The organism is Irregularibacter muris (genome assembly GCF_024622505.1).
In the GTDB taxonomy this organism is placed as follows: Bacteria; Bacillota; Clostridia; order Eubacteriales; family Garciellaceae; genus Irregularibacter; species Irregularibacter muris.
Genome location: NZ_JANKAS010000003.1, coordinates 150,887 through 172,534, shown reverse-complemented (window position 1 = coordinate 172,534; position 21,648 = coordinate 150,887). Strand labels below are relative to the sequence as shown.

The 21,648-nt window shown below is 37.5% G+C and carries 22 protein-coding genes; 16 read left to right on the top strand and 6 right to left on the bottom strand.

What is annotated here, in order from left to right; translation table 11 throughout:
• Positions 1 to 116: 116 nt before the first annotated feature.
• The 5 genes from NSA47_RS05210 (at position 117) to NSA47_RS05190 (ending at position 5,601) form a co-directional block, all read left to right on the top strand.
• Complete coding sequence (locus NSA47_RS05210) at positions 117 to 1,448, top strand: family 4 glycosyl hydrolase (RefSeq protein WP_257529853.1); 1,332 nt, start codon at positions 117 to 119, stop codon at positions 1,446 to 1,448.
• Positions 1,449 to 1,461: 13 nt separating this feature from the next.
• Positions 1,462 to 2,919, top strand: a complete 1,458-nt coding sequence (locus tag NSA47_RS05205) for a PTS transporter subunit EIIC (RefSeq protein ID WP_257529852.1) — start codon at positions 1,462 to 1,464, stop codon at positions 2,917 to 2,919.
• Positions 2,906 to 4,075, top strand: coding sequence for an N-acetylglucosamine-6-phosphate deacetylase (gene nagA, locus NSA47_RS05200; RefSeq protein ID WP_257529851.1), 1,170 nt, complete (start codon positions 2,906 to 2,908; stop codon positions 4,073 to 4,075). The genes NSA47_RS05205 and nagA overlap by 14 nt, the downstream gene beginning before the upstream one ends.
• 96 nt (positions 4,076 to 4,171) lie before the next feature.
• The gene (gene thpR, locus NSA47_RS05195) at positions 4,172 to 4,714 is read left to right on the top strand and encodes an RNA 2',3'-cyclic phosphodiesterase (RefSeq protein WP_257529850.1); all 543 of its coding nucleotides are present in this window, start codon (positions 4,172 to 4,174) and stop codon (positions 4,712 to 4,714) included.
• 176 nt (positions 4,715 to 4,890) lie between these two features.
• Positions 4,891 to 5,601, top strand: coding sequence for a YczE/YyaS/YitT family protein (locus NSA47_RS05190; RefSeq protein WP_257529849.1), 711 nt, complete (start codon positions 4,891 to 4,893; stop codon positions 5,599 to 5,601).
• 116 nt (positions 5,602 to 5,717) lie between these two features.
• On the opposite strand, the gene mgsA is transcribed toward NSA47_RS05190, so the two are convergent.
• The 4 genes from mgsA to NSA47_RS05170 form a co-directional block, all read right to left on the bottom strand.
• The gene (gene mgsA / locus NSA47_RS05185) at positions 5,718 to 6,128 is read right to left on the bottom strand and encodes a methylglyoxal synthase (protein WP_257529848.1); all 411 of its coding nucleotides are present in this window, start codon (positions 6,126 to 6,128) and stop codon (positions 5,718 to 5,720) included.
• 122 nt (positions 6,129 to 6,250) lie between these two features.
• Entirely contained in the window at positions 6,251 to 6,757 is a 507-nt protein-coding gene (locus NSA47_RS05180) for a hypothetical protein (RefSeq protein ID WP_257529847.1), read from the bottom strand.
• Between the two features lie 14 nt (positions 6,758 to 6,771).
• A complete protein-coding gene (locus tag NSA47_RS05175; RefSeq protein WP_257529846.1) occupies positions 6,772 to 7,389 on the bottom strand; it encodes a J domain-containing protein in 618 nt (205 codons plus the stop codon).
• A complete protein-coding gene (locus tag NSA47_RS05170) occupies positions 7,373 to 8,260 on the bottom strand; it encodes a DUF5685 family protein (RefSeq protein WP_257529845.1) in 888 nt (295 codons plus the stop codon). Before NSA47_RS05170 ends, NSA47_RS05175 begins: the two co-directional genes overlap by 17 nt.
• Before the next feature lie 328 nt (positions 8,261 to 8,588).
• On the opposite strand from NSA47_RS05170, the gene NSA47_RS05165 reads away from it, so the two are divergent.
• The 11 genes from NSA47_RS05165 (at position 8,589) to NSA47_RS05115 (ending at position 20,064) form a co-directional block, all read left to right on the top strand.
• Entirely contained in the window at positions 8,589 to 9,317 is a 729-nt protein-coding gene (locus tag NSA47_RS05165; protein ID WP_257529844.1) for a DUF421 domain-containing protein, read from the top strand.
• Between the two features lie 11 nt (positions 9,318 to 9,328).
• Positions 9,329 to 9,694, top strand: coding sequence for a DUF4363 family protein (locus NSA47_RS05160; protein ID WP_257529843.1), 366 nt, complete (start codon positions 9,329 to 9,331; stop codon positions 9,692 to 9,694).
• A 127-nt stretch (positions 9,695 to 9,821) separates the two neighbouring features.
• Entirely contained in the window at positions 9,822 to 10,823 is a 1,002-nt protein-coding gene (locus tag NSA47_RS05155; protein ID WP_257529842.1) for a nucleoid-associated protein, read from the top strand.
• Positions 10,824 to 11,034: 211 nt separating this feature from the next.
• A complete protein-coding gene (locus tag NSA47_RS05150) occupies positions 11,035 to 11,847 on the top strand; it encodes a sugar phosphate isomerase/epimerase family protein (protein ID WP_257529841.1) in 813 nt (270 codons plus the stop codon).
• A gap of 12 nt (positions 11,848 to 11,859) precedes the next feature.
• Complete coding sequence (locus tag NSA47_RS05145; RefSeq protein ID WP_257529840.1) at positions 11,860 to 12,840, top strand: Gfo/Idh/MocA family protein; 981 nt, start codon at positions 11,860 to 11,862, stop codon at positions 12,838 to 12,840.
• Positions 12,841 to 12,910: 70 nt separating this feature from the next.
• Positions 12,911 to 13,894: an ABC transporter substrate-binding protein gene (locus NSA47_RS05140; protein WP_257529839.1), complete on the top strand. Its 984-nt coding sequence runs from the start codon at positions 12,911 to 12,913 to the stop codon at positions 13,892 to 13,894.
• 150 nt (positions 13,895 to 14,044) lie between these two features.
• Positions 14,045 to 15,553 carry a sugar ABC transporter ATP-binding protein gene (locus NSA47_RS05135; protein WP_257529945.1) on the top strand — a complete coding sequence of 503 codons (1,509 nt, stop codon included), beginning with the start codon at positions 14,045 to 14,047 and terminating at the stop codon, positions 15,551 to 15,553.
• 1 nt (position 15,554) lies between these two features.
• Positions 15,555 to 16,598 (top strand): ABC transporter permease, encoded by a 1,044-nt coding sequence (locus NSA47_RS05130; RefSeq protein WP_257529838.1) that lies wholly within the window; start codon positions 15,555 to 15,557, stop codon positions 16,596 to 16,598.
• Between the two features lie 17 nt (positions 16,599 to 16,615).
• Positions 16,616 to 17,659: a Gfo/Idh/MocA family protein gene (locus NSA47_RS05125; protein ID WP_257529837.1), complete on the top strand. Its 1,044-nt coding sequence runs from the start codon at positions 16,616 to 16,618 to the stop codon at positions 17,657 to 17,659.
• Positions 17,660 to 17,671: 12 nt separating this feature from the next.
• Positions 17,672 to 18,586: a sugar phosphate isomerase/epimerase family protein gene (locus tag NSA47_RS05120; protein WP_257529836.1), complete on the top strand. Its 915-nt coding sequence runs from the start codon at positions 17,672 to 17,674 to the stop codon at positions 18,584 to 18,586.
• Between the two features lie 116 nt (positions 18,587 to 18,702).
• Positions 18,703 to 20,064: an MATE family efflux transporter gene (locus NSA47_RS05115; RefSeq protein ID WP_257529944.1), complete on the top strand. Its 1,362-nt coding sequence runs from the start codon at positions 18,703 to 18,705 to the stop codon at positions 20,062 to 20,064.
• A 299-nt stretch (positions 20,065 to 20,363) separates the two neighbouring features.
• Here NSA47_RS05115 and NSA47_RS05110 read toward each other — a convergent pair whose 3' ends face one another.
• Positions 20,364 to 21,026, bottom strand: a complete 663-nt coding sequence (locus tag NSA47_RS05110) for an ABC-2 transporter permease (protein ID WP_257529835.1) — start codon at positions 21,024 to 21,026, stop codon at positions 20,364 to 20,366.
• Positions 21,027 to 21,038: 12 nt separating this feature from the next.
• Complete coding sequence (locus NSA47_RS05105; RefSeq protein WP_257529834.1) at positions 21,039 to 21,647, bottom strand: ABC-2 transporter permease; 609 nt, start codon at positions 21,645 to 21,647, stop codon at positions 21,039 to 21,041.
• Position 21,648: the final 1 nt, after the last annotated feature.

Genomic DNA, 21,648 nt, shown 5'->3' with positions numbered 1-21,648 from the left:
TGAACTTTATGTGAAATAGAGACCTTTATCCCTTGAGTTAATCGTTTTCCTTGGGAAATATTATATAATTTTATTAGTGACATGTCATTGACTTTTTATTAGAAAGGATGGGAAGTTTGACGACAAATAATTTAAACATCACAATTGCAGGGGGAGGTAGCACTTATACGCCAGGCATCGTTCAGGCGTTACTAAATGATCTAGATAAATTACCAATAAAAAAATTGGTGCTCTATGATAATGACCCCCAAAGAAATAGAGATATGTATTTAATCATTGATTTTATGCTTAAAAAGAAAGGAGTTTGTCATGTTGAATTAGTGGAAACAACTAAACCGAAGGAAGCCTTTAGCAAATGTGATTTTGTCTTTACACAAATTCGGGTAGGTGGCCTTGAAATGAGGGAGAAAGATGAAAAAATCCCATTAAAGTATGGACTAATAGGGCAAGAAACTTGTGGTCTTGGGGGATTTGCTTATGGACTAAGATCCATAAAAGGGTTGCTAGAGATTGTTGGCTATGTGCAGGACTATTCTCCAGAGGCATGGATATTAAATTATACTAATCCTGAATCCATTGTTGCTGAAGCTGTGCGACGTCAGTATCCAAAAGCAAAGATTTTAAATGCCTGTGACATGACCATATCCATTGAAGAAACCATAGCAGTCAATTATGGATATGATAGAAAAAATTGGATTAGCGATTATTATGGGTTAAATCATTTTGGTTGGTACACAAAGATATATGATAAATCCTTAAAGAGAGATGTTATGCCTGAAATTATCAGAAAGTTATCTATCAGCCCTATGAAAGTTGCGGATTTCAATGCAGGTGATGAAAGTTGGCAGGAAACGTATAGCATGATGTCTGTAATGACTAAAAATTTTCCCCAAAATATTCCTAATAGCTATCTGCAATATTATTTATATCCTGATATTGCAGTAGAACATGCAGATAAAGAATATACACGAGCGAACAAAGTGATGAATGGAAGGGAAAAGAACACAAAAGAGATGGCACGGAAAATATGTGAAGGGAAAAAGGAAGATATCTTAAACTTTAATTTTGGTGAACATGGGCAATATATTGTGGATATGGCTATTTCTATTCTACATGATTTGCATCAGCGTTTTATGCTTATTGTCCCCAATAAGGGGGCTATACCTAATTTGAGGGAAGATGCTGTTGTAGAAATTCCAGCATATGTAGGGGCTACAGGGGTTGAACCTATTTCATTGAGGGGAAATATTTGTGATTTTCATAAAGGACTAATGGAAGCCCAAGTTGCAGCGGAAAAATTACTCGTAGATGCCTATTTTGAAGGTTCTTATCAAAAGGCATTACAGGCATTTACTTTAAATCAAACTGTACCGTCAGCACGAGTAGCAAAGTTAGTGTTGGATGATATGATGGGCGCAAATAAAGCTTATTGGCCTGAACTTAAATAAAGGGGGAAAAGTTATGAGAAAAATGTTTAGAAAAATAAGTGATGCATTGCAAGTTTTAGGGCGTTCAATGTTGCTGGCTATTTCAGTTATGCCAGCAGCAGCAATATTAAACCGTATATCTGATGCAGACTTATTAAATATTCCTTTTCTTAAAACGGCTGCATGGACAATTTTTGCTATCTTACCTATTTTATTTGCCGTAAGTGTTGCAGGTGGTATTGCAAAGGATAAAAATGTCGCCGCTGGACTTTCAGGGGTTATTGTATATGAAATATTGGTAAGAACATTACAGGATGGTGGAGATGGCCTGAATTCCTTTGGTAGAGCGGCAGTGGCTAATGTCAATAGCAATATCCTCATAGGAATAATTGCGGGAATTATTGCCGGGCTGGCCTATGAATATTATAAGGATAAACAACTACCTGCAGCTCTTTCATTCTTTAGTGGCAGAAGATTGGTTGCGATTATGGCTTCCTTATTTGCGATTATTGGTGCTCTGGTATTATCCTTTATTTTCCCGATTTTAGATGTAGGAATTAATAGATTGGGAGTATTATTAGGAGATGCAGCCTCAGGCCCATTTTTATTTGGGTTCTTTAACCGTTTACTAATCCCCACAGGATTACATCATATTATCAATACTTATATCCAAATGCAATTACCCTCTAGTCTTCCAGAATTTGCAGAAATTTTTGGCGAAATTCCAAGATACTTTGCGGGAGATCCAACAGCAGGAACCTTTGTATCAGGATTTTTCCCCATGATGATGTTTGGACTTCCAGGAGCGGCCTTAGCCATGTATAGTACAGCAAAAGCTGAAAGTAAGCAAAAGGTTAAGGGGTTGCTGTTGGGAGCTGCATTTACTTCTTTTATGACTGGTATTACTGAGCCCATAGAATTTTCCTTTATGTTTGTATCTCCTATTTTATTTGTTACCCATGCAATCCTCTTGGGGTTGTCTAATGTTGTTTGCAATGTATTGGGAATTAAAATTGTTGGTGTAGGTGGATCAGGGATTATTGACTATGTGCTGCAATTTAATAAAGCTAGCAAGCCATTCATGGTAATTGTTATCGGCTTGTTATTAGGAGCTGCATATTATTTTACGTTTGTATTTTTAATTAAAAAGTTCAATATTAGAACACCAGGAAGGGAACAAACTACATCTAAAAATCAAAATGCCAATTATACAGCAGATGAAAAACCAATGAAAATATTAGAATTTATAGGTGGGGCTAGTAACATCATTACACTAGATAACTGTATTACCCGCCTGCGCTTACAGGTCAAAGATTTTGATAAGATTGATATTGATAGTTTAAAGGATCTTGGAATTATGGAGGTAATAAAAATGTCCAATGGAAAGGTTCAACTTATTGTTGGATTAGAAGTTGAGCAGTTGGCACCTAAAATAAAAGAATTCATGTCTAGTGAGTCAATGAACGGAGATTTAGGAAATGAAAGCCTATAGGTTTAGCAAAATTTTTACCGGATATACACATATAGATAAGGGTGTGATAACCGTAGATGATGGGAAAATCATTTCTGTTGAACCCTATGACGGTGCTCGCCATTATTCTAACTTGGACGAAAGCTATAAAAGTTTTTTTGCTATCCCTGGTTTTATTGATACTCATAACCATGGAGGTTATGGAATTGATTTTATGGAGGCCTATGGGGGAGAAATCTCGGAATTGATGAAGATTTTTCCAATGGAAGGAATAACCACGGTTATCCCCACAATAGGAGCCATGAAGGATGAGGGGATTTTACGTTTTATTCAAATCATCAATAATTATATGGAGAAAAAGGAAAGGGGAGTCTGTGATGTGCTGGGTACAAATATTGAAGGCCCTTTCCTTAACCCAGAAAAAGCCGGCCTTCAACCGGAGGGAGCCATTATTCTGCCAGATGTAGAACTAACAGAAAAGTGGTTAAAGGCTTCCTGTGGAAATATGAAAATAATGACCATTGCCCCAGAATTACCAGGGGCAGCAGATGTCATAAGAGTATTAAAAAAGAATAATGTGGTGATTTCAGCAGGCCATTCTAATGCAACAATGATAGAAATGAACCTAGCCATTGAGTTAGGATGTAATCAAATTACCCATTTATTTAATGGAATGCGGAGTCTGCATCATAGGGAACCTGGAATATTAGGAGTTGGGTTATGTAACGATAATATTTATGCAGAGATGGCTGGTTTTGATACCTATTCCATTCATCCTGAGATATGGAAGATGATGTATAAATTAAAAGGGCCAAATAGGGTAATATTAACCACAGATGCCCTTATATTAAAGGGATTACCAGACGGAAAGTACAGGGTAATGGATCGGGAAGTAGAAATAAAAAATGGACGATTATATACCAATTATGATGGAGGAAATATGCATCCCGGGGTGCCGATGTCCCTAATAGATTGTTTTAAAAATGTAATAAAATATACAGGAGCGACAATTACCGATGCTATTACAATGGCCAGTGTAAATCCCGCAAAACAAACTAATCTTATCCATAGAAAGGGTACTCTAACCAAAGGAAAGGATGCTGACTTTATCGTAATGGATGAAAGTTATTCTATTATTTCAACCTATTGTGCAGGTATCTGTGCATACAAAGACTAGAGAATAGGGAGTACAGGGGGATGGTTCTGCTGTAATAAAGCACAAAGGAACTGTCCCCTTGTGTTTCGTAGATGCCATGAAAGGATGAGAGAAGAAATGAGACTTTTTGTAGCTATTAATTTTACAGATCAAATAAAGGAAACTATAGGGGGAGTGATAAAAGATCTAAAAGAAATTTCCTCAGGGGGAACCTTTACCCAGCCGGAAAATTTGCATTTGACCTTAGCTTTTATTGGAGAAACTTCAAGGGTGGATGAGGTGAAAGGAGCTATGGACCAAGCCGTAGAGAAGATCAATGCAAAATTTTTTACCATTCATCTCGAAGGGCTCGGAAGTTTTAAACGCTCCCAAGGCCTTATTTATTGGATGGGAGTAAAGAAGAATGAAAGGTTATCTAGGCTCAATCAAGACCTTATAAAGGCATTAAAAGTCAAAGGCTTTCCTATGGAGGATAGAAAATTTAAACCCCATTTAACCCTAGGGAGAAGGATAATTATTTCTAAGAAATCAGAATTGGAAGACTTTAAAGAATCTATTCCTTCTTTACAAATAAATGTAGATAGAATAAGTTTGATGAAATCTCAAAGAATAGACGGGAAATTGGTTTATACCGAAATGTATTCCCGTGTCTTTAATTAGGGAAAAGAGCCTTTAGAAGAGAGACAATCAAAAATAAAATATATTTACCAAAATATTGAAGATTCTTCCACCTTCTGATAGGATAAAGACAAAGTAATTTTCCTGAGATGAAAAAGCTGTAGGAAAAGGAGAAAGTGTAGATAGAAAAAGAGTAAGAAGACGAAGTGATGACTTAAATGAATGGGAATGACTGTGAAGGGGTGGGTATTTTGGAAAATCAAAACAGCATTATCAAGAAAATGATGGTATTAAATATTGGATTTTTCCTTTGTGCATTGGGAATGATGATGATGCTTTATGCAGGTTTAGGAGCTGGGCCTTGGGAGACTTTTCACCAAGGGCTTAGTGTTTTTACAGGTCTTAGCTTTGGAAGGGTATCTCAAGTAGCTGGTCTTGCCATTATTTTAGGAGGTGTGTTCCTAGGGATCATCCCGGGAATTGGCAGTATACTCAATATGATTCTTATCGGTCTTTATGCAGACATTATAGAAAGCCTAGGCCTATTTTCTACTCCTTCTTCTCTGGTTCTTCAACTTTTGCTCTTGTTTGTTGGCATGGTTGTCAATTGTATGGGGATTTATGTATATTTATTAAATGGATTAGGGGCAGGGCCCCGGGATGGGATTATGATAGGGCTAGTAAAAAAGACAAATCTATCGGTCACTTTTATCAAATCCTCCATTGAAGTTACTGCCCTGCTTATAGGAATTCTTTTAGGAGGACCCTATGGCATTGGGACAATTATTGCAGCCTTGGGAATGGGTTATATCTTAGATAGAATCTTTTTAATGATGAGGTTTGATCCTAAAAAAGTTCATCAAAGAACCTTAAAAGAGGAGTGGGAATCCATAAAAGGCCACAAAGAAAAAGAGAGAATTGGTCAATAAAATCCACTTCCTAGACCTATGCCTGACCTGTTAGGCAATGAGCTAAGATAAGGGATGCCATTGTGAAGTGAAGACATTTATTATGCTTCATCATAAATCTTTAAAAGGAGGAAAACTTAGCTTTCCCCTTTATTGCCTTTGTATTTTCTCCAGTCTACAAACCCCTCTTTTAATCCCCGAAGTAAGATTTCGGCAGTACCTAGATTGGTGGCTAGGGGAATTTCATAGACATCACTTAGACGGATGAGGGCGGTGACATCTGGCTCATGGGGTTGGGAAGTTAGAGGATCCCTTAGAAAAATGACCATGTCCATTTTGTCATCTGAAATGTAAGCACCGATTTGTTGATCTCCTCCTAAGGGACCGGATTTAAAACGGTGAACCTTTAGATTAGTGGCTTCAATGATTCTTTTACCAGTAGTGCCTGTAGCATATAAAGTATGCTCCTGTAAAATTCTTTTATAGGCAACAGCCAGTGTAACGATGTCTTTTTTCTTTCTATCATGGGCAATAAGGGCAATATTCATATTTTTACCTCCACTTTTTTGAAGATTATTCCAAAGATTACTATAAAAATTATATCATAAATTCTTCCCAAATAGTTTAAGAGCTTCCTTAGAATACAATATACAATGATGAAAGGTGTAGCTTATTTTTTACGCCTATGATTATAATACTGTATTGCCCGGCTCAGAATATAATCATAGAAAATAAAGAGACCTGCCATAGCAAGAATCAAGGCTCCTAGGGGAAGAGCTAGGGTGATTTCTTCAAAAAACAATTTACTAGCCAATAAATAAATTGCTACTAGGGCAATGTGAAAGCACAATAGTTTTAACACCCATTCTATAAATAGGTTATTTACCCCTTCAATAAAACTTTTCAATACCCCATAATAACCAAAAAACAGCACATAGGCCAAGGCTATTGCTTTATTGGGTATGACCATTAAACTCAATAGGGAGGAGGCTGTATATACCAATAGTCCTTGTCTTTTTCCATGATGGATGACCACTATGGTGATAAAAAATGAGCTTAGCCCCAATAAAAAAAGCTTATTAAAGGGAAGAAGGCTGGTGGAATACAAGGTCAAGACGGTGAGGATCACCATCATTGCTCCGAAGGTGATTTTTTTAGTGTTACTTCCTGAATTCATTATTCTACCTCCTATTAAATGCAGCGGATGCAATCTCCACCCATGGCTTCACAACAGCAATCGGTGCAAATAAGAAAGGAGCACATATCACAAAGATCATTTTGATGATAACCCCGACCAGTACCCATGTTTCTATAGGCAGTGTTTTGATTTCGTAAATTATCCAAAACAGAACGATATTCCTGGTTAGAGGGATCCGTATTAACGGCCAATTGGATATGCTGATAGGCCTGGTCATACCAACCCTTTCTAAGATAAATAACACCTCTTAAAAAGTGCCATTCCCCATCTTGAGTACGGATAGACTCCAATTTTTTTTCTGCTTGGTAAAGTTCTCCTCGAAGAATCATTTCCCTAATTTGTATAAATTCATAGGGGGGATTATTACTATTATATTGCCCTTGATAGGCATTATGATAGTCTTGATTTTGATAACTATTGCTTCCCCTATTTTTCATCAGGCTATCATAGGCTTCATTGATCTCTTTGAGTTTTTCTTCAGCCAAATCTGAAAGGGGATTGTTAGCATATTGATCAGGATGATACTTCTTTACTAATTTTTTATAAGCTACTTTAATTTCTTCCTCTCCAGCTCCTTCACGGACGCCTAAAACTTCATATGGATTTCTCAAAATTTTTATCCTCCTTGCCATGAAGTACTTGATCCATCTTAAACCGAGTACCCATGTAAAAAATATTATCTAATATTCCCCTATGATAGGGGGGATCTAAAAGTTCATAGCTCTTAGCCATATTATCTAAACTTAAGGTAAGGGTAAACTCAATGGAGGCCTTTACCCTAGATATAAAATCCTCTATATCTTCTTCTTCAGCATAAGGATATTGAAGTAAGATGGGATTATAGTTTTTGTCTTTACAATCCTTTTTTAGATCATCAAAGGCGTCCAGGATATAAATCCATCGACCCAGATGATAGCCTAGCCACCTAAGGATGCGCAAGGTATTGGCATCTTCAATAAAGGGAGCAGCAGCGATTTCTTCCATAATCTTTGCAAAGAGATCTGCACTTTCATCTATACGATCACAGTTTTCCTTTTCCAATAGGGATAGCTTTTCCAAATAGATTCTGATGGCCTCATATTTTTCAGGGTATAATGCCTTTGCCTTTTTGATAGGCTGTAAAAAGGCCCTGCTAGCAAGAAGAGAAGAAAGAGATTGATTATCCTTCCAATCATCTAATAATTTAAAGTAAATAAGCATAATACTGATGTGAGCAGTATAGATAAGACTCTGATTTGTGACAATAATTTTCTTTTTCTTTAAAGGATGGGCAATACAACCCTCTATGACTACTTGGTCTTTGGTGGGCTGCAAAGAAGATAAGAGAATACCTAAAAAAGCAAGATCATAATTTAATCCAAAACGTACAGCGGTGTTAAATTCTTTACCCATGGTTTTGCACAAACCACAATAATAGGCCCTAAAGGTCTCGTATTCTCTCATTTTTAGCTCACTCTTATAGGGCATAACATATCCAAACAAATGATTTCCTCGTTTCCTAATATTTTGAAAATAATAGCTATTGTAGACAAGTTTTACATTAGGGAAATTATATACTATTTTGGGGAGTTTTTAAAGAGGAGCTGCCTAGATAAATCCAGTAGATTGGTTTAAAGGGAATCGGTTAGAAAATGAATAAAAGAAAAATAGAGAGAAGCCAATATCCTGGCTTCTTTTTGTTGTCCAACCCTTTTGAAAAGGGGATAAAAAACAATTTATGTTCAATAATAAGTTTAGGAGCTTAAAATTCAAAATTAGTTGGGATTCATCATTTACCAATAAAAATTTGAAATAAAGGAGGATATGCAGATTGAATGAAGGTATGGTGGTATTAGTCAGGGCAATTATTGGATTTTTTTCCTTGTTGATCTTTGCAAGGATACTAGGAAAGGAGCAAATCAGTCAGCTTACTTTTTTTGACTATGTTTTAGGTATTACCATTGGTTCTATAGCCTCAGAGCTTACGGTAGACTTATCCAGTAGAGCATGGCCCCATTTTGTAGGCCTTGTTGCTTGGGCATTTTTAGGATATATTATGGAGTTTATCTCTCTGAAATGGAGATATGCAGGGAAGTTTATAGAGGGTGAACCAGTTATCGTTATCATGAATGGTAAGATCATGGAAAATGTATTAAAAAAAATGAAATTTAGAGTATCTGATGTAATGGTATTACTTAGGAATAAAGGAATTTTTGATCTCAATCAAGTGGATTTTGCGATATTGGAAACCAATGGACAATTATCTGTATTGAAAAAATCAGAGCACTTACCTTTAACACCCTTGGATATGGATATACAAGTTTCGGCCACGGGGATTGATACAGAACTGATCTATGATGGAATACTCATTGAAGAGAATCTACGTCAAATGAACAAGGATAAAAAATGGTTAATGAAGGAATTAAAAAAACATAAAATTAAAGATGTATCCGAGGTGTTTTTAGCCGTCATTAATAATGCAGGAAGTTTATACATAGACAAATATGATGACCATATCAAAAAAGTTACGGATATTGGCGACTACAAGGGACCATTTTAGGAGGAATTTTCATGAGAAAGTTTATGGTAGTGACTATACCTATAATCACTTTGGTAATATTTGTTTTGATTATGTTTGGTGTTAATTTTCTTAAAAATCCATTGGGCAAAGATGACAACATCCCCCTTATTATTGAGAGAATGGAACACAATGTAAGCAATGAAAGATGGCAAGAGGTTGGCGAACAAAGGGAAGAATTAGCAAATGCATGGAAAAAAGTAGTGAGAAGAATTCAGTTTAGTTCAGAAAGAGATGAACTCAATGCCTTTAGAATAAACCTAGCCCGCTTAAAAGGGGCAATTTTGGCAGAGGATAAATCCAATGCACTCATGGAACTTAAAGAAGCCCATGAACATTGGGAAAGCCTAGGTCGATAAGAGTGTAGGACAAGGAATAGGTACCTTGTCCTCGTTTATTTGGAGCAGTAGACCTGCCCCCTGTACCATGATACAATATTTCTATCACAATTTTTACTACACATCATAGAAAACAGGGGGACAGAGAATGATTACTATTAATAAAGCTATTTTACATATTTTAGACTTTCATTCGGATATTCGAGTTTTTTCTGAAAGGGAATTGGATACCGAAGACAATAGCGTAAATACATTTTTAGCGAAACATATTGAAAAATCCTTTAAGGATTCCAATTTAAAAACAGGAAAATTTTTAGAGGGCAGTCAATTTGAAGAGGGGCTTATAGAATATTTTTATAATCGATTAGATTTTATTTCTTTTTCTCACCACATCGCCCAGCGGATCCATGAAGTGATGGAAAAGTCTGATCAATTGGATTCTATGGATGTGATTTTAGCGGATTTTGTCTTGGATGGGCAGAGGATGTTAGGATTATTATTTTGTCCTAACAAAATAGGATTTACTCACCAGGTGTTACAGGACACTGACAAAGTAAAAAATGATATTATTCATCACTACGCGATCTTACCGAGTACCTCTCAGAAACTAGAGGGCTACGCCTTTATTAATTTATCTTCTTTAGAAATCAAATTTCATGACAAAAAGCGTTCCATTAGTGGGGATGATGCTTACATTATTCCTGAATATATTATGCAATGTAGTTCGGGTATATCGCCCAAGGAAACAGTTAAGCTCATGAACGATATTACAGAAAGAATAGCCGACAACTATGGACAAAGCACAGTCATGGCCGTATCTAAAGCAAAGAATGTTATTGTGGACAACATTCAGGTTTCTGAAGATTTAGATGCTGAAGAATTAGGAAAGCAAATTTTTGCTTCTTCTCCTGCTATGCAGGAGGAATTTGTTAATGAAGTAAAAAATGCCGGTCTTTCCAATAAAGTAAAGATGGACAAAAATATTGCCATAAGACTAGGGAAAAATCACAAGATCAAAACCGATACAGGAATAGAACTGATTATTCCTGTGGATTACTTTGAGAATAAGGAATATATAGAATTTATCAATAATCCCGATGGGACCCTATCTATTCAAGTGAAAAATATTGGTCAGATTTTAAATAAATAGAAACCCGAGACAAAGCTATAAACACTACCCATGTTGAAGATGTGGGTAGTTTTTTAATGGAAAAATCCCAAAATAACACTTATCCACAGAAAAGAATAAAAAATCCATCAGGAGATGGTGGAATATGTAGTTTATTGAGTACATACATTTAAAATAGATAGAATTTCCAGGATATAGGGATAGACACTTTGTCCCAGAAAGGATGGATAGGATGAAAAGGGTTATAGGGATTAACTCCAATACCTATCACGGTTATTCCTTAAATGACGCAATAGAGGGAATAAAAAAGGCTGGTTTTCAGTATATAGAACTTACCGCCACCAAGGGATGGACTGAGCATGTCTTTCCCAATATGAGCTTTGAAAAACTATATCATATTAAAGATCAATTGAAAAAATCGGGTGTACACCCTTTTTCTATGAGTGGTCATTGTAATTTGATGGACAGGGACAGAATAGAAGATTTTATTGCGAATATTCGTTTGGCCGCATTTTTTGAATGTAGCTATATTATCTCTTCTATTGGAGAGGCCCATTTAGAGGATCGGGCGGAGGTATCTGATGAAGAGGTAGCACAGCATATTAAAGAATTAATTCCGTATTTAGAGGAGTCCAATTTGTTCCTAGGATTAGAAAATCACGGCAAGCATGGAAGGGGAAAACAATTAAAAACTATTGTGGACTTGGTAGACTCCCCCCACGTATGGATTAACTATGATACGGCCAATGCCATTTTTTACGGGGATGTGGATGTAGTAAAGGATATGGAAGCATGTATGGATAAAATTGGGCATATTCATCTGAAAGATAAGGCAGGTGCTCAAAAGGAGTGGAACTTTCCTGCCCTAGGTAAGGGGTATATAGACTTTCATAGTATCATAGAAAGGTTAGATAAAGCAGGAAATCATTGTCCCCTAAGTATTGAGATTGAATTTACTCAAAAAGGGCCACGGCATCTGGGAGAAATCAATCAGGCTGTACAGGATTCCTATCATTATCTTAAATCATTGGGACTGGAGGTATAAGGGGGAGTGAAGATGATTAAAATCGGCATTGTGGGTATGGGGGGGATGGGTGCAGTACACTATAACAACTATGCTCAAATAGAGGGATGCCAAGTGGTGGCTGTAGTTTCCCATTCATCCTTAGATCATAAAAAGGCAAAAGAATGGGGTGTATCGGCCTATAAAGATATTGCCACAATGACTGAACAAGAAGATATTGATGTTATAGATATTTGCACACCTACCTTTTTGCATAAAGAGCATGTTATGGAAAGTCTTAGTTTGGGCAAACACGTTATCGTGGAAAAACCTATTGCTCTGAGGAAAAAAGATGCCCAGGAAATGTTTGATCGAGCAGAAAAAAAGGGATTGCTTTTATTTGTAGGTCAGGTCTTACAGTTTACCAAGGCAGCAGAAATTCTTCATGAAATGGTAAAAAGCCAGAAATATGGGAAGCCCTTAGATGGATATTTTGAACGTATTACTGCTTGCCCCAGTTGGGCTCAAGGAGGTTGGTTGTTTGATAAGGAAAAAAGCGGACTTCTTCCCTTTGATTTACATATCCATGATTTGGATTTAATGATCAGTTTATTTGGTAAACCAGAGGGTTACTCCTTTACTAGCTGTAGAGGGCAGGATAAATCCTATGAGGAACATTACCGCTTTCATTATTCATATAAGGGACTAAATATAGTGGCAGAAGCCGCATGGTATAATGCGGATTATCCCTTTACCTCAAGGTGGAGGGTGTATTTTGAAAAAGCATTATTGGTCAATGACGGAGAAAATTTAGTTTTATACCAGAGGGAAAGGCCCCCCTACTATTTTGATATAGAGGAGAAAGTCAAAATTTCCACTGGTATTAATCTTCCACCTACAGGGATGTTTTATTATGAACTATCCCATTTTATAGATTGCATAAAAAGGGGTATTCCCTCTCCGAGGATAAGGCAAGAACAAATCCTGGCTGTGGTGGAAATCTTAGAAGAAATATCCAATGATGAAGGGAATTAACCCTAGAAATATCAAAAGACAGAGGGAAAATTCATGGAAGTAAATACTTTATTGTAAGGGGGATGTTAATGTGAAAAAGTTTCTTGTGATTTTACTTGCTGTTACCCTATTGCTTGTTCCTTTACTGGCTGGTTGTAATAGTAGTCCAGCGGATACCCAGTCTGATGCAGGAGCAAAAGAAGGGGAAAGTCAGGCGAAGCATAAGATAGGAATTTTAGCACCAGCTGTTACCCATGGATGGGTTGCTGCTGTGGCCTATAATGCAGAGGAACGCTGCAAAGAACTAGGGGAAGAAATTGAATATAATATTCAAACCAGTAATAATGCAGAAGAAATGACAGCCCAACTAGATGACCTAATGACTTGGGGAGCAGATGCTATTGTAGCTTTTCCCCAATGGGAAGGTATGGAAGTACCCATTCAAAGAGCTTTAGAAGCTGGCATTACCGTCGTGAACTTTGATATTGTCATTGATGAAGAGGGAGTATATCGAGTATCTGGTGACAATGAAGATATGGGTATACAAGGGGCAAATTATATTGTAGATAAGATTGGAACAGAAGGTACTGTGGTCATGCTAGAAGTACCTACCTCTGGATCAGTATCAGAGCTCAGAAAGAAGGGTTTTGTAGAGACTATAGAAAAAATTGCTCCTGACCTAGAAGTTATTACTTATGCTACCCAATTTACTAGGGAAGATGGATTGAAGGATTTTGCAGATATCCTAACCAGCAATAAGAAAATTGATGCGGTGTACTCCATGGATGATGAAACTTCCATTGGTGTGCTACAAGCTATTCAAGAGGCTGGTCGAAAAGATATTAAGGTTGTAACCGGTGGTGGCGGTATGCAGGAATATTTTAAGATGATGCCTGAAAATGAAGACATTTGGATTCAATCTGCCCTATACAGTCCTGCTATGGTAAAGGATGCTGTAGATGTGGCAGTGAAGGTATTAAATGGGGAAAAGCCAGAGGAAGTTACCATTATTCCGACCACTATTGTAGATCGAGATAATTATACTGAATTTTTAGATGACAATTCGCCCTATTAATTCCAAACTGTTCGAATTGATAGAAAAGGCAAGCAAAGAGGTTATGGCTATGCCATAACCTCTTATTTTGAAATAGGAAAGTTGGTCTTGCTGGCAAGGGCCCTATGAAGGGTAGAGGACTCCTTTTAACAACAAAAGGGATGTGATTTGATGAAGGTAGAAATGGATAAAATTTCCAAATCCTTTGGAAGTAACCTTGTTTTAAAAGAGGTTTCTTTTTCCATTAGGGGAGGAGAAGTCTGTGCCTTACTAGGAGAAAATGGTGCAGGAAAGTCTACTCTTATGAATATTCTAGGGGGAGTGATTCCCCCAGATTCAGGGGAGATTTATTTAGATGGAAAGAAAGCTACTTTCCCTACACCCGCCCATTCCCTAAATTCGGGCATTGCTTTTATTCACCAGGAACTAAACCTTATTAACGATTTACCTATATTTGAAAATATGTTTATTGGCCGGGAATTAAAAAAGCGGGGTGGGATTTTAGATCTAGAAAAAATGGTGAATAAAACCCAGGAAGTATTTCAGCATATGGGTGTGGAGCTAAATCCCCGCACTATGGTACGGGATTTAAATACTTCTTATAAGCAAATTGTGGAGATATGTCGTGCTATGATGATGAATGCCTCTGTAATCATTATGGATGAACCTACAACCTCGCTAACAGAACCTGAAATTTTAAGGGTATTTGAAATGATGAGAACTTTGAAGAATCATGGAGTAGGCATTGTATTCATTTCCCATAAGCTTGGGGAAGTTATGGATATTTGTGACAATTATGCAGTACTGCGTAATGGAGCTATGGTAGCAGAAGGCATGGTAGAAGATGTGACAGTGGATGATTTAGCCCGCTTTATGGTAGGCCATGATGTACATATGAAATCTTTACAAGGCCATGACAAAAGAGGTCATGAAATTATTCGAGTAGAAAATCTATCCAATGATATCCACTTCCGAAATATTAGTTTTTCTGCTTATGCAGGAGAAGTACTAGGGGTAACAGGACTTTTAGGAGATGGACGTAGTGAACTCTTTGAAGCCATTTTTGGAGCAAAGGAAATTACTTCAGGAAATATTTATCTACAGGGAGAACCTCGGGGAATATTCAATACCACCCAGGCCCTAGAGAAAGGAATTGGCTACCTTCCCCCAAATAGAAAGGAAAATGCCATTATTAAGGATATGAATATTATAGAAAATGCTTCGATTGTTACCTGGCCTAAATTTTCCAATAGAGGAATTATTCATAAAAAGATGCATAGGGAAAAGTTTAGTGAGCAGGTGAGGAATCTGAGGATCAAGATGGGTCTTGGAACTGACCCTATTTACAGCCTTTCTGGGGGGAATCAACAAAAAGTAATCTTGGCAAAGTGGTTAATTGCCAATCCCAAGCTATTAATACTAGATAATCCTACCCAAGGGGTTGACGTGGGAGCTAAAGAGGATATTTATGATATTATTCTAAGATTGGCTAGGGAAAACATTGCTGTAGTGGTATTGTCCAGCGAAGCCCAGGAGATCATCCGAGTTTGCAATCGGGCTCTAGTGATGTATCATGGGGTGATTCAAGGAGAAGTGCAGGGAGATACCATGAACCAGCATGATATTATGCGTCTTGCTACCGGCGGGACAATCAAGCAAAGTCAAGAGGAGGGATGCTAAAATGAAAATGGTGAAAGAAAAAAAGTTGACGGCATTTCTTGGTTGGTTCCGACATAAATGGACTACTCAACCTCTTTTTAGTACAGCTATTGCCCTGGCGATTATGATCATCTTACAAACTCTGGTATTAGGGTTTAACTATCCCTCCTTTGGAGAATGGTTTCATTCCTGGACTAACAACTGGATAAATATCTTACGAAACAATGCGGCCATTGGGATTATGGCCCTAGGAATGACCTTTGTCATTATTTCTGGGGGGATAGACCTAGCGGTGGGATCTACTTTGGTTGCCGTAGGAGCAGTGGTCATGATGCTTTTAGATGGAGGACCTAAGGGTATTCTTCTAAACTTAGGGTTTACAGGTGTACCAGCCTTTATTATAGCCATAATCATAGGCCTAATGTTGGGGGCTCTTTTGGGAGAAGGAATAGGGCTGCTGGTAACTAAGGGGAAAATCCCTCCCTTTATTGCTACTTTAGGAGCCATGAAGATATTCCGCAGTGTAACCCAGCATTTTATGCAGGGATACAATCCCACAGTGCCTAAGGGATTTTTGCAGATTTCTAGTCTTAGAATAGGAAATTATATGCTTATGCCTATTCTTTATTGGGGGATTATAGCAGGGATTTTGTATTTTGTCTCCCAAAGAACAACCTTTGGCAGGCAGATTATTGCCATTGGATCCAATGAGCGGTCAGCCAAGCTTTCTGGAGTAAATGTTCACCGGGTAAAAAGACGTATTTATGCCCTGATGGGCTTATTGGTGGCCTTTGCTGCTATTATCCAAGTGTCCAGGATTGGATCCATGGACTTTTCCAACGCCGGTAGTGGCAATGAGATGGATGCTATTGCAGCGGCTATAGTGGGAGGCACCAACATGAGTGGAGGACGGGGGACCATCATTGGGACAGTCTTTGGAATGCTCATTATTGCAGTGATGAATAATTTACTGAATATTTTTGGAGTCCCCCCTTTTCTAAGGGAAGCTTTTAAGGGATTGATTGTTATAGGTGCGGTGTTATTGCAAAAGAAAGATGAGGGTTAAAATGAGGAGGATGAAAATTGAAAGTTAAGATTGGAATCATCGGTTGTGGGAAAATTGCCCAGGTGAGGCATATTCCTGAGTATAAAGAGAATAAAAATGCAGAGATTGTGGGCTTTTATGGCAGAAATGAAGACAGAACTCAGAAGATGGTAGAAAAATACGGAGGGAAGTCCTATACTTCCTATGAGGAATTATTGGCCAATCCTGGAATAGATGCTGTAAGTATCTGTACAGCCAATCATGTCCATGCAGAAATGGCCATTGCTGCCCTTAAAGCGGGAAAGCACGTGCTGTGTGAAAAACCTATGGCTACTCGCTTAGAAGACTGTGAAAAAATGGTGGAGGTAGCTAAAAGGACAGGAAAGCTTTTGATGATTGGGCACAATCAACGCTATGCCAAAGCCCATGATAAGGCAAAAAAGTTAATCCAGGAGGGTGTGATAGGAGAAATTATCACCTTCAAAACTACTTTTGGGCATGGCGGTCCTGAAACTTGGAGTATAGACCCGGGAAAAAATGTTTGGTTTTTTCGTAAAAGTGAAGCTGGCTTGGGAGCTATAGGAGATTTGGGTATTCACAAAACAGATTTAATTCAGTTTTTAACAGGCCAGGTGGTGGTGGAGACTACCGCTAAGTTAGTGACTTTGCATAAAAAGGATGCTCAAGGTCATCCCATTGGAGTAGAGGATAATGCCTTTTGTATTTATAGAATGAGCGGTGGTATAGTGGGCACCATGACGGCCAGTTGGAATTATTATGGTCCAGAGGACAATAGCACCATTTTGTACGGGACTAAGGGCATTATGCATATCTATGATGATGCTCAGTACTCTATCAAAATAATGCTGAAAAATGGAGAAAATATTTACTATGATATTGATCAAATCCAAACCAATGACAATCAAAGCAAGTCGGGAGTAATTGACCACTTTGTGGAATGCCTCGTGGAAAACAAAGAGCCAGAGATTTCAGGGACGGAAGCTCTAAAGGCCATGAGGGCAGTTTTTGCCAGCATGGAATCTTCCAAAACAGGAAGAACGGTTGTGGTGCAGCAATATTAAGGAGGGATCTTGATGAAATTGGGTTTTGTCAGCGCAATTTTGGCAGATTGGAGTTTTGAAGAGGTTATTGATACGGCCAGTGACATGGGTTATCAATGTATAGAAATGGCCTGTTGGCCAAGGGGGAAGGCCCAGCGCCGTTATGCTGGGGTCAGCCATATTGATGTAGAAAATCTTACGGAGGATAAAGTTAGCTATATAAAAAACTATTGTACCAGTAAAGATATAGAAATTTCTTCTCTGGCCTTTTATCCCAATCCCATGGATGAGAATTTGGTCAAATGCCATGAAAATATTGAACATCTAAAGAAAGTCATTCATGCAAGTAGCAAGTTAGACATTCATAGGGTCACCACCTTTGTGGGGAGAAATCAAAACAAAACAGTGGAGGAAAATATTGAATTATTCAAGGAAATCTGGCCGCCCATTATTCATTATGCTGAGGAAAAGGGGGTTAAAATTGCTATAGAAAATTGTCCCATGCTCTTTGGGGAAGATCAGTGGCCAGGGGGGCAAAATCTCTTTACCTCTCCTAAAATTTGGCGACAGCTCTTTGAAATTATTCCCAGTGAATACTTTGGGATCAATATAGATCCTAGCCATTTTGTGTGGCAGGGCATGGACTATATTTCCCCTATATATGAATTTAAAGAGAGAATTTTCCACGTTCACTTTAAGGATATAAAAATACATCAGGATAAATTAAAGGATGTGGGAATCATGGCCTATCCCTTAGAATACATGAGTCCGAAATTACCGGGACTGGGAGATGTGGATTGGGGAGCCTATGTATCTGCCCTGACCGATATTGGCTACAAGGGTTATGCTTGCATAGAAGTGGAAGACAAGGCCTTTGAGGAGAGTAAAGAGCCCATCCTTGACAGCTTACGACTTTCCAAAAAATATATGGAGAATTTTGTGATCTAGGGACAGAGGAAAATCTGTTCCTTTTTTCTTTTAAAAGGTGTATAATTAAATTTTATAGGCTTAATTTACGTATAGAATTTTAAGGAGGAAAAATATTGCAAACAAAAGAAAATAAGATGGGTGTTATGCCCGTAAATAAACTTCTGATTAATATGTCGGTACCCATTATGATCTCTATGTTGGTACAAGCTTTATATAATGTTGTAGATAGTATATTTGTGGCGAGAGTCAATGAAAATGCATTGACGGCGGTTTCCCTAGCTTTTCCCATACAAAACCTTATGATCGCCATTGCAGTAGGTACTGGGGTAGGGATTAATGCTCTTCTCTCAAGAAACCTTGGAGAAAAAAATTACCAGAAGGTCAATAGTACGGCCAATAATGGTATCTTTTTAGGACTTTTAAGTTATGTGGCATTCTTGATCTTTGGTCTTCTGTTTTCTAAGACCTATTTTACAGCCCAGACCCATGATACACAGATTATTGGGTATGGGACTTCTTATCTAAGTATTATCAGTATAGCATCTATTGGGATATTTATTCAGATTATATTTGAACGATTACTTCAATCCACCGGAAAAACCTTTTATACCATGATCACCCAAGGAATGGGTGCGATTGTGAATATTATCTTGGACCCTATTTTGATATTTGGATACTTTGGATTGCCGGAAATGGGCGTAGCGGGTGCAGCGGTGGCCACAGTCATCGGCCAAATAGTGGCAGCAGTTCTTGCTATTATTTTTAATCTTAAAGCAAATAAAGAAGTTACAGTCAAGCTCAAGGGATTTAGGCCTAATCTAAAGACCATTAAAGATATCTATTCTGTAGGTATTCCTTCTATTATTATGATGTCCATCACTTCAGTGACTACCTATGGCATAAATAATATTTTAATCAAGTTCTCTTCTACAGCTACCGCTGTTTTTGGAGTGTATTTCAAATTACAAAGCTTTGTATTTATGCCTGTCTTTGGTCTAAATAACGGCATGGTTCCTATTATTGCCTATAATTATGGTGCCAAGTCTAAGGAGCGACTTATCAAAACCATTCAATTGAGTGTAGCCTATGCTCTTTGTATTATGATCTTTGGTCTAATCCTCATTCAAACATTTCCCGGAGGGATGTTATCTTTATTTAGTGCATCAGAGGATATGCTCAGTATTGGTGTTCCAGCCTTGCGTATTATTAGCCTAAGTTATATTTTCGCGGGTGTCAGCATTGTCGCAAGTTCTGTGTATCAAGCCTTTGGCAATGGTTTATTAAGCCTGATCACTGCTGTTTCAAGGCAATTGGTAGTGTTGCTACCTGCGGCCTATGGATTATCTCTATTTGGAAATGTGAATCTTATATGGTGGGCCTATCCTATAGCAGAAGTCGTATCTATTATTTTAAGCATTGTGTTTCTTAAATATATTTATAATCAAAAGATTGCCCATATGGAAAATCATGAAAGGGATATAACCACTGTGGCATAGGGGAAATATACCTCCTAGATGCTAACGACAATACCAAGGGAGATCTGCAAAAAAGTTTATAGGAATCTAAAAAGAGGGGAGACGGTTGTCTCCCCTCAAGTTGTTTAAAAAGTCCTGCTTTGTGTCATTCTCAATGTAGCGTAGCGGAGTGAAGAATCTTAAACCAGCTTAAATGCTAGATTCTTCCCTATGCTCACAGTGACAAATTCAGGTATTTTCCTTTATATATGTTTTTTAAACAGTCTCAGGGGAGACGGTGATCTCTCCCCAAGATGGTTGTTCATCCTCTCCTCCCAGTCCTAGAACTCTTTGTTTTTATATATTATTGTAGAGATACCAAAGGATAGAGCGTAGAGAAGTAGAGAAAAGAGCAAAAGAACAAAGCTTAATATCACGAAGTCTAGGGACACTAATACATTGAAGAATTTTGTTGTCATGATTTTTTGTCCATATCTTCTAAGGATATTGGGAATTAACATAAGGAGTAGATAAAAAATCCCATTAAAGATTTGTACTTTTCCTTGACTATAATATTGGAAAGGTAAATAAAGGGAAAAGAAAATCAGCGTAAAAGCTATAGCCAAAAAAATGGTAAATATAGAAGATGGGCTTCCCCTAAAGCTATCGGACATAAATACACCAATCAAGGTACTCAAAACAAACATAAGGATGTTAATGCCCAATGAGTATACCCCTAGGGTATAATATCTGGCCTTTACAATTTCTCTTCTTTTCACCGGAAGAGAATTGACAACGACATCTCCTTGGCTTTTACTCTCATGTTGAGACAAAAACATGGAAGCCACATAGGGAAAAACAAAGGCAAGAAAGGCATAAGCCAGTTGGGAGATGAAGAATACCTCTTGAGACATAATAACAAAGGTAAAGAGGATACCGACTATCCCTATAATAAAGTTTACATATTTTAATAGCTGGAGATCTTTCCAGATTAATGCTTTCAAAAATAACACCTCCTAATAAACATCCTTAGATTGATATAGCGCAATAGAGATCCCCAAAGACAATAGAAATATCCCTATCCCTAAAAGAGGAGATTGAATCCCTTTAAGCAATGTAGTAGAACCCTGCAGAACAAAATGGTTAGTCAGCAGAATATAAATAAAAACATGGGCTAAACGAGCAATTTTAGAAGGGAATATATAATGTAAGGGTATAGCAATAGATAGTGAGAATAAAGAGAAAAAAGAAACATCTTTTATAAGAGATATATGGAAAAACTCCAGAATGTTAAATCCTAAAAAATTTAAAATGCTCATATACAAATAGGTATAAGGAATAGAAAGCCCAAAAACAATCAGAGCAAAGATATATTTATTGACCACTACTTCCCATCTTTTTATCGGCAAGGAACCCAAAAGCATATTTGAATCCAGAAGTTCCTCATAGGCAAAGGAAATCAGAGGGAGTAAAAACGTAAAGGTAGAAACACAGGCAAATATCATAATCCCAGGGTTTTCCATGCCCGTGATAAACAAGAGCAATAGAGGATAGAACAGCAATAAAAAATAAGTTTGTTTATTCCCAAAACTTAAAATAAGATCCTTTTTAATCAACGCAAACATG

Coding starts and splice junctions, on each gene's coding strand:
- NSA47_RS05205 (WP_257529852.1), top strand. CDS start 1,462: ATGAGAAAAATGTTTAGAAAAATAAGTGATGCATTGCAAGTTTTAGGG.
- NSA47_RS05150 (WP_257529841.1), top strand. CDS start 11,035: ATGAAAAGGGTTATAGGGATTAACTCCAATACCTATCACGGTTATTCC.
- NSA47_RS05145 (WP_257529840.1), top strand. CDS start 11,860: ATGATTAAAATCGGCATTGTGGGTATGGGGGGGATGGGTGCAGTACAC.
- NSA47_RS05180 (WP_257529847.1), bottom strand. CDS start 6,757: ATGAATTCAGGAAGTAACACTAAAAAAATCACCTTCGGAGCAATGATG.
- mgsA (WP_257529848.1), bottom strand. CDS start 6,128: ATGAATATTGCCCTTATTGCCCATGATAGAAAGAAAAAAGACATCGTT.
- thpR (WP_257529850.1), top strand. CDS start 4,172: ATGAGACTTTTTGTAGCTATTAATTTTACAGATCAAATAAAGGAAACT.
- NSA47_RS05120 (WP_257529836.1), top strand. CDS start 17,672: ATGAAATTGGGTTTTGTCAGCGCAATTTTGGCAGATTGGAGTTTTGAA.
- NSA47_RS05135 (WP_257529945.1), top strand. CDS start 14,045: ATGAAGGTAGAAATGGATAAAATTTCCAAATCCTTTGGAAGTAACCTT.
- NSA47_RS05190 (WP_257529849.1), top strand. CDS start 4,891: ATGAATGGGAATGACTGTGAAGGGGTGGGTATTTTGGAAAATCAAAAC.
- NSA47_RS05130 (WP_257529838.1), top strand. CDS start 15,555: ATGAAAATGGTGAAAGAAAAAAAGTTGACGGCATTTCTTGGTTGGTTC.
- NSA47_RS05155 (WP_257529842.1), top strand. CDS start 9,822: ATGATTACTATTAATAAAGCTATTTTACATATTTTAGACTTTCATTCG.
- nagA (WP_257529851.1), top strand. CDS start 2,906: ATGAAAGCCTATAGGTTTAGCAAAATTTTTACCGGATATACACATATA.
- NSA47_RS05115 (WP_257529944.1), top strand. CDS start 18,703: ATGGGTGTTATGCCCGTAAATAAACTTCTGATTAATATGTCGGTACCC.
- NSA47_RS05160 (WP_257529843.1), top strand. CDS start 9,329: ATGAGAAAGTTTATGGTAGTGACTATACCTATAATCACTTTGGTAATA.
- NSA47_RS05105 (WP_257529834.1), bottom strand. CDS start 21,647: ATGTTTGCGTTGATTAAAAAGGATCTTATTTTAAGTTTTGGGAATAAA.